Genomic DNA, 7,549 nt, shown 5'->3' with positions numbered 1-7,549 from the left:
AAATGAAGGCCAGTGATGTGGTAAAGGCGTTAGACATGACAATCATGAACCGCCGAACCAATGCTGCCACCATCCATCACTCAGACAGAGGACTACAGTACTGTTCGTCAGAATATCAGGAAAAGTTAAATGCCAACGGCATGACCCCTTCAATGACGGATGGTTATGACTGTTATCAAAACGCCCTTGCAGAACGGGTTAACGGGATCCTAAAGAATGAGTTCCTGCTCTATCAATGCAATACGATGAAGGAGCTCATGGAGTTAGTGAAAGAGTCGATATCAATATATAACGACTTAAGGCCGCATATGAGCTTGGGAATGAAAACCCCGAGTGAAGTGCATGAAAAAGCCAGCAGGGATTACCTACTGGCTTCATAAAAAAAGCGTCAACCTATTTTAGGACTAGACACCTTGCTGGTATTAACACTAATCCGGTTTCTGCCAAGATCTTTTGCTTTATATAACGCTCTATCTGCGGCTTTCATAACATCAATTGGATCATCAAGTTTGCAGTTATCAGCAATACCTATACTGACGGTTACAGTTACTGAAGGCTGATTCTGGGTATTAGAACGTTGGGTAACACCAGCATCTTCATTCTCTGGACGTTTTTCATAATCTCTGAGAATCAGCTTATAATTGGCGATTTTCTTCCTCAGTTCATCTAAGTACTCAGTACAGTCATGAGCTGTCTTTCCGTTGAACAAAATCGTGAACTCTTCACCACCGTAGCGATATATCCGGGCATTTCCTCTCACTGTTCGCATTAGTTCTGCCACCAGTTTTAATACGTTATCACCAGTGTTATGCCCGTATGTGTCATTGAATTTTTTGAAGTGGTCGATATCCAGCATGGCAATAGTGAATTTACTGCCTGTATTCTTCAAATCATCTTCAAGTGCTCTTCTGCTCGGGAGTTGAGTTAATGGGTCATCAAATGCTAATTCGCGGCTACAGAATATAAGGTTCAGAATAATGAAACATGAAGCGAGTGAGAAAAGAATTGATGATATATAACTGAGATGAAAAAAGGTTGAGGTCAGCGCGGAGAAGAGAAGAGAGGTGAAAACTGAAACATCAGAGACTTTTTTTCGTTTACCTATGAAAAACACACATAAAAGTATAAGTGCGAAGTAAAAATATATGACAGGTAAAGGAAGAGGAGAAAAGTCTGTTATCGATTCAAAATATCTGTTTTTTTCAAAGTTGTGGCTGTTTTGTTCAATGTAATTGACTAAATATGAACATGTATACAGTTGTAACCCTACATTCAAAAGGAATATTAATTGTCTTCTGGAAAAAAGTGATTTGTTTGACATTGATAGCGAAAGCAATAGATTAATTGGCAATAATATGAAAGTAAGCATGAATATTAGCCAGTTAGAACCAATTGCCAGTGGAGTCTGTAGCTTTGTTTGAATGATAAAATAACAGCCAAGCAAGAGTAAGGACGTGAGGCAACTTGTAGTTTGCTTTATCGCCTGACCGAATATTGTTGCGACAGTAAGCAAAATATAGGGAAGAGAAATGACAATGTTATGATAAGTAACACAATATGGTGAAATCCACTCGTTAGCAGATATTGCAAAAAAAGCAATAAGGATTAGGGGTAAGAGTAGCAGGACTTTATATTTTAAAGTTTGTAGTGTTAGCACGATAATGCGCCGCGTTTCATACTATTGTTTACTATAAAGAATAATTCAAGATGAGGAGAATACAAGAATTAAGGGTTCGGCTTTGAACTGAAGACAACTTAATTAAAACTTATAGTGATTCCAGGGCTAAATACTAAAGTTAAATAAAAATAGAGTGAGTAAACGATGTTTTTGGCGTTAAAGGATTGGTTTTATATAAAAGCCTGATGAAAATCATCAGGCTTTTATTCTATGTGTGTTTAGTGGTCTGTATCGGTAATAGTGTAAACCGTAGCCTGGGTTTGTTCTGCATCCCGCTTATTTGTAAGTTTGACTGGTGGAGCTGAGATCTGTAGTTTCTTCGCTCTTTTAAGGTTTTGATATGCTTTTGCGTAGTAGGTTGGGCTAGCATTTATTGCCTGTTCAAGGTAATTAATGGCTGCCTCATAATCGCCAGCAAGCATGGCGAAATACCCGATATCGTTTAACGCTTTCTCTTGTGGCATGATGCGTGAAAATGCGTCGTTAGCATCATCGTAACGTTTAGCTTTAATATAAGTTAGCCCCAAGTTTGACCATGCCCTTTGGTTATCAGGGTAGAGTGTTGACGCTCTGCGGTTAATTACTTCTGCCTGGCGCAGGTTTCCGCTGAGGTAATAAGAGTAGCCGAGATTTGTAAGTGCTTTTTGGCTTTTGCCGTCTACTCTCAGGCAGGCTTGATAGATCTGTTGAGCATCAGAATGCCTCGCATCAAGATCTGCAAGTATTCCGAGGCCGATGTAGGCGTTAAGCGGGGAAAGTTCATCAACGGTAAGATCACGGGCAAACGTGTCTTTGTCCGGGTCATAGGTTTTATTTCCCTGACGTACCTGATCCATACTGACAGCCCGTAAAAGTTGCTTACGTGCATTGTCTTGTTCACCCATCTTTAACTCTACAATGCCGATTGAAGCGGCATATTGGATATTTTCTTTATCAATGAGAGCTGCTCGTGAATAGGCCAACTTGGCCAAATCATAGTTTTTTCGTTGCTGGTGGATGTAGCCTATTTTGTAGTAGGCCTGATCGGCATTTTCCTGGGAAGGAAAGCCCAGCGCTCGGATATATTCATAAAGCGCTAGATCTGAATCATTGGCGAGGTATGCACGGTCTCCGCGAACAATGGCTTCCTGGGGTGTTTCAGGAGGAAACTCATTCGACAGGCTCAAAGTAGGTTTACCGTTATAAAGCTCATGTTCGAAGTCAATGCTGTTATCTTTGGCGCTGTCTTCGCTTGAGGCACACCCTGTCAGGAGCAGCGATAAAGCAAAGAGACTGGTTGCTGTTATTTTCTTTGTAGCGGGGATTGAGCGCATCATAATTTAGGTCCCTCTGTCTTAGTTTTATTTCCCGAAGGCATCTAACACTGCAATGACTGCCGGGCCGACGGCAATAGTAAAAAAGCCAGGCCAGATACAGGTAACCAGTGGAAAAATCATCTTGGTTCCTATTTTGGCTGCTTCTTCTTCGGCTTTTTGCATGCGACGATCACGAAATTCTTCAGCATACTCCCTTAATGTGTCGCCCATACTTGAACCCAGTTTTACCGACTGGTTGATAATACTGATTAGACCCTGAAGTTCGATTAGTCCAGTTCTTTCAATAAATTGATTAAGTGCAGTGTGCATCGGAATACCGACCCTGACTTTTTGGCCGATAAGCTGCAGTTCATGGCTAAGGGAGGGGGATACTGGGCCTATTTCTGTCGATACACGGTTTAGCGCGGCGAGAAAGCCTAAACCGGCTTCAGAAGACACAACCAGCAAGTCAAGTGCATCCGGGAATGCATTTCTAAGGGCCTTGATTCGCTTTTCAGCCATGCGATTTAGAATAATATTGGGGAGAAAAGAAGCAAAAGCCATTGCCATTAAAGTGTAGATAATGACACTTTGTGAACTCAGTTCAGGGAAGAAAAGTGTTGTGATGAGTGAAGTAAACAGGGCAATAATTACCAAAACAATTTTTATTGCATAAAAAGTGGTAAGGCTACTTTCTTTCTCGTAACCAGCATGCATTAGTAAATGTCTGGTGTTATGTTTTTCTCTAACAGAATTAGGTGTGACATATTTTTCAATTGATTCGAGAGTTTTATCAAGCTGACTGGCTTCAGCTGTATTGATATCCTTATTGTTACCCGAGATGTTGTGTAATTTTTTCTTTATCGGATTAAAAAAGTTAGTAAAGAGGATCTCGGCGCTAATTGTTAGTGCGGCAGCACTGAAAAAAGCAAAAGCGAGAAACAGCCATTTTGCATAGGTTTCATTTTCAACGATGCCGTTTAATAGAGTGATGATGTAGTCCATATCACACCTCAATACGTAGTATTTTTCGTATCCACAGAAGTCCCGCAAACATACTGAAGCCTGTTATTGATAAAATGGTTGAACCTCGTTCTGAGTTAATCAAAGGAGTGATGTAGTCGGGATTGCTAAGATAAAGAATCAGAAACAGAACAAAAGGAACCATCATTAGAATCCAGGCGGACATGCGTCCTTCGGCTGACAGGGTTTTTACTTTACGCATTAGCCGGAATCTTCCGCGAATAACACTGGACAACTTTTCTAGTGTTTCTGCGAGGTTACCACCAGTTTCTTTTTGAATAATGACGGCGCTGTTAAATGCCAGAACGCTTACAGATGGATTACGGTGTGCCAGATTGGATAGTGCAATTTTTAGGTCGACGCCATAGTTAAGCTCGATAAATGTCTTTCCGAACTCAGTGGATATTGGCGGCGGCATTTGCTCACTGACTGTTTTCATCACTTCTGTAAAAGGATAGCCGACAAGCAAAGCCCGCTTCATTACGTCTAATGCTTCAACAAACTGTTCTTCAAACTGACTCAGCCGTTTTTCTGCTTTTTGTCTGAGGAAGAGACTGAAAGCAATCAGAACGGCTAATGGGGTAAGCAGAGCCATTTGAATATTTCGGGTGAAAAATAATACGGCCAGGCTTGAAGCCAGCATGCCGAGGATTAACCAAATTACCACTTTGTAGGCTTTCAACTCGAGGCCTGCCAGAGACAGTTTCTCACCCAGGTATTCACCTAACGCTGTGGTTTCAAGCCATTGCTCTGTTTTAGACAGTTTGTCGAGATAACGCTTTCTGAGTAATGACTGCTGCTGTGCATTTCCCGATTCTGCAATCAGATTAAGCTGGTTTTTCAGCAAGCGCGAGCGTTTGGCACGCGTACCAGTTGCTGATATCAATAGGGTCTGAGAAATGATGACCACTGCGATAAATAATATCAGCAGGTAGAGTTGGAGGTTTTGGTCCATCACAGGCCTCCTGGTGCAGTAAAGTAAGTGTAGGGAAGATCAATACCCAGATGTTTAAATGCTTCCATGAATGATGGTACGTTCCCTGTAGAAAGGTACTGACCGGTGACATTACCTTCTTCATCAATGCCGGTTCGCTGAAACTTGAAGAGTTCGGTCATAGTGATTACATCACCTTCCATGTTGTTTATTTCAACAATGCTGGTAATGCGACGTTTACCGTCTTCCATTCGACGAAGCTGAACGACGACGTTGAGTGCTGATGCAATCTGTGCCCGAACATTTTTGATGGGCATATTCCATCCGGCCATTGCAAACATGTTCTCAATTCGCCCGAGGGCATCTCGCGGTGTGTTGGCGTGAATGGTCGTCATTGAACCGTCGTGACCTGTGTTCATTGCAGCCAGCATATCGACAGCTTCTGCACCTCGAACCTCACCAACAACAATACGATCCGGGCGCATACGCAATGAGTTAATTACAAGCTCACGCTGTGTAATCGCTCCGCGTCCTTCAATATTTGGTGGGCGGGTTTCCAGGCGAACGACATGCGGTTGTTGAAGCTGAAGTTCTGCCGAGTCTTCGATAGTGATGATTCGTTCATTTTTCGGTATATAGCCGGAACAAACATTGAGGGTTGTCGTTTTGCCTGAGCCGGTTCCTCCTGAAATGAGGATATTCAGGCGGCCCTGAACTATTGCTTCAAGAAAATGAGCCATTTCGGCATTTAATGTGCCGTAATCAAGGAGTTGGTCCATTTGCAATCGCTCAACGGCAAAACGACGAATTGAGAGAGAAGGGCCATCAATGGCCAATGGTGGAATAATAGCATTCACTCGTGACCCGTCTTTTAGTCGGGCATCAACCATAGGTGAGCCCTCATCAATGCGTCGGCCTACCTGAGAGACAATTCTGTCTATGACATTGAGTAAATGGCTGTCATCGCGAAATGAAGCGTCTGTTATTTCCAGCTTACCTTTACGTTCTACGTAAATCTGATTATGTGCGTTTACAAGAATATCTGAGATGCTTTTGTCTTTTAGCAAAGGCTCTAGAGGGCCAAGGCCGAGGATTTCATCACCGATTTCTTCAATCACTCTTTTTCGGCTTTCTGCATTCAGCGGTACGTCTTTTTCAAGAAGCAGTAGGGCAGCTGTTTCTGAAATTTGTTCCCTGGCTTGTTCCTCTGGAAGCGTTTCCAAAAGTGATAAATCTAATGAATTAAATATTGAGTCGAGCAACTGTTTTTTGATCTGTCGCTCTGCATTTATATGTCCGTTTTGAAAGTTAGCCTGATCATGGCCATTCTCGACCGTGTTCGTATTTGTTTTTGTGAGTGAGGTATTTTTCTTTAAAAACATAGCTAACTCCTTAAGAATGAGAAGAAGCGTTTCAATCCATGAGCTTCTTCATGCGTTTTATTCATTATTAAATCAGACGTTTCTTTCAGCTTGCTCACGATAGGTTTCTTATCGTAATGAGTTGCAAGCAGCTCTCCGAGGTTAGTGGATGAGTTGACTGACTGATAATCATTGGGTATCAGAATTAATTCATCGACATGTAATGATTTTTGGATCTCTTCCGGTTTGATTTCGCTATTTTTTGTATAGCGGTTAACAATTACTTTTATGTTCTGCTGGTTGATGCCGAGTAAATGCTTAAGTTGTTTGATTAGGATCGCTGCTTCACGGATCGCCGGGATACATTGTTGAACAACAATAAATATGTTGTTGGCTTCGGCAATGGCGGGAAGAGTTGCGTTTTCAAGCCCTCTTGAAAGGTCGATAATGACATGGTCGAAATTATTCCTAACCTGAAGTAGAAAACGGTTAAATGCGGTTGCCTTAAATTCAGGTAGAGTGTCGACCAGATCAGTAGAACGGCTGGTGATAAACTTTAGTCCTGATTCGTGCTTGGTCAGCATGCCGTTAAGGGCAAACTCATCAATTTCATCAACCTGAGCTAATGCTTCATTCAGCAGATAGTTCGGTTGTGTTGATAACAAATTTGAAGTGCAGCCAAATTGCGCATCGGTATCAATCAATACTGAGCTGGTTGATTGTTCCAGTGCAATCAAATGGGCGACAGTAGTTGCAATAATTGTTGCGCCCATGCCGCCTTTGGCGTTAAGAAAGACGCTGACTTGCCCTTGGTTTCGACTGTTCCTTTTTTCTTCAGCACAGTCATAAAGCAGTTGATCCAGCTCCTCCTCGTCAAAAGGAATAGTGAGCACATCTTTGATACCTGTTTTCAGAGCGTGTCTTAATACTTGGGTATCTGAGTTCTCTGTCAGCAGGATGATTTGTGTATTATTACCAAGAATGTCTTTTATCAGTTCTGCCGCATTCACCCAGTCGATTTTGCCATCTATGATGATCATATCAGGGAAGGTCAGGTTTTCTTTATTATTCAATTGACTATGGAATGCAGGCTCATCGAAAGGTTTAAACCTGGTGTTAGGCCACTGGCTGATATAGGCCTCAAACGGATTAATAAAAGCAACGTCATCGCTGACTATCCAGCCATCAATAAATGTTGCCAGCGGCTGTTTGGATGCAGTTTTGTCGTGAATAGAGAGAGTACTGATACTGTTCATAG

Annotated in this window: 7 protein-coding genes; 1 reads left to right on the top strand and 6 read right to left on the bottom strand. The window is 42.1% G+C overall.

The window, feature by feature from the left end:
- The coding region (locus C942_RS11955; protein ID WP_007466049.1) for an integrase core domain-containing protein at window positions 1-380 on the top strand (380 nt) is incomplete at its 5' end.
- Between the two features lie 8 nt (window positions 381-388).
- Here C942_RS11955 and C942_RS24675 read toward each other — a convergent pair.
- The 6 genes from C942_RS24675 to C942_RS11925 all read right to left on the bottom strand — a co-directional run bounded on the left by C942_RS24675 (window position 389) and on the right by C942_RS11925 (window position 7,547).
- The gene (locus tag C942_RS24675) at window positions 389-1,657 is read right to left on the bottom strand and encodes a GGDEF domain-containing protein (RefSeq protein ID WP_007466047.1); all 1,269 of its coding nucleotides are present in this window, start codon (window positions 1,655-1,657) and stop codon (window positions 389-391) included.
- Between the two features lie 239 nt (window positions 1,658-1,896).
- Complete coding sequence (locus tag C942_RS11945) at window positions 1,897-2,994, bottom strand: tetratricopeptide repeat protein (protein WP_007466046.1); 1,098 nt, start codon at window positions 2,992-2,994, stop codon at window positions 1,897-1,899.
- 24 nt (window positions 2,995-3,018) lie between these two features.
- Window positions 3,019-3,978 carry a type II secretion system F family protein gene (locus C942_RS11940; RefSeq protein WP_007466044.1) on the bottom strand — a complete coding sequence of 320 codons (960 nt, stop codon included), beginning with the start codon at window positions 3,976-3,978 and terminating at the stop codon, window positions 3,019-3,021.
- 1 nt (window position 3,979) lies between these two features.
- Window positions 3,980-4,951: a type II secretion system F family protein gene (locus C942_RS11935; protein ID WP_007466042.1), complete on the bottom strand. Its 972-nt coding sequence runs from the start codon at window positions 4,949-4,951 to the stop codon at window positions 3,980-3,982.
- Complete coding sequence (locus tag C942_RS11930; RefSeq protein WP_007466040.1) at window positions 4,951-6,312, bottom strand: CpaF family protein; 1,362 nt, start codon at window positions 6,310-6,312, stop codon at window positions 4,951-4,953. Before C942_RS11930 ends, C942_RS11935 begins: the two co-directional genes overlap by 1 nt.
- A gap of 2 nt (window positions 6,313-6,314) precedes the next feature.
- Window positions 6,315-7,547, bottom strand: a complete 1,233-nt coding sequence (locus C942_RS11925) for an AAA family ATPase (protein WP_007466039.1) — start codon at window positions 7,545-7,547, stop codon at window positions 6,315-6,317.
- Window positions 7,548-7,549: the final 2 nt, after the last annotated feature.

Origin of the sequence: Photobacterium marinum (assembly GCF_000331515.1) — a bacterium.
GTDB classification, from domain to species: domain Bacteria; phylum Pseudomonadota; class Gammaproteobacteria; order Enterobacterales; family Vibrionaceae; genus Photobacterium; species Photobacterium marinum.
Note: the sequence above shows the minus strand (reverse complement) of the source record. Positions and strands in the feature narration are given on the sequence as shown.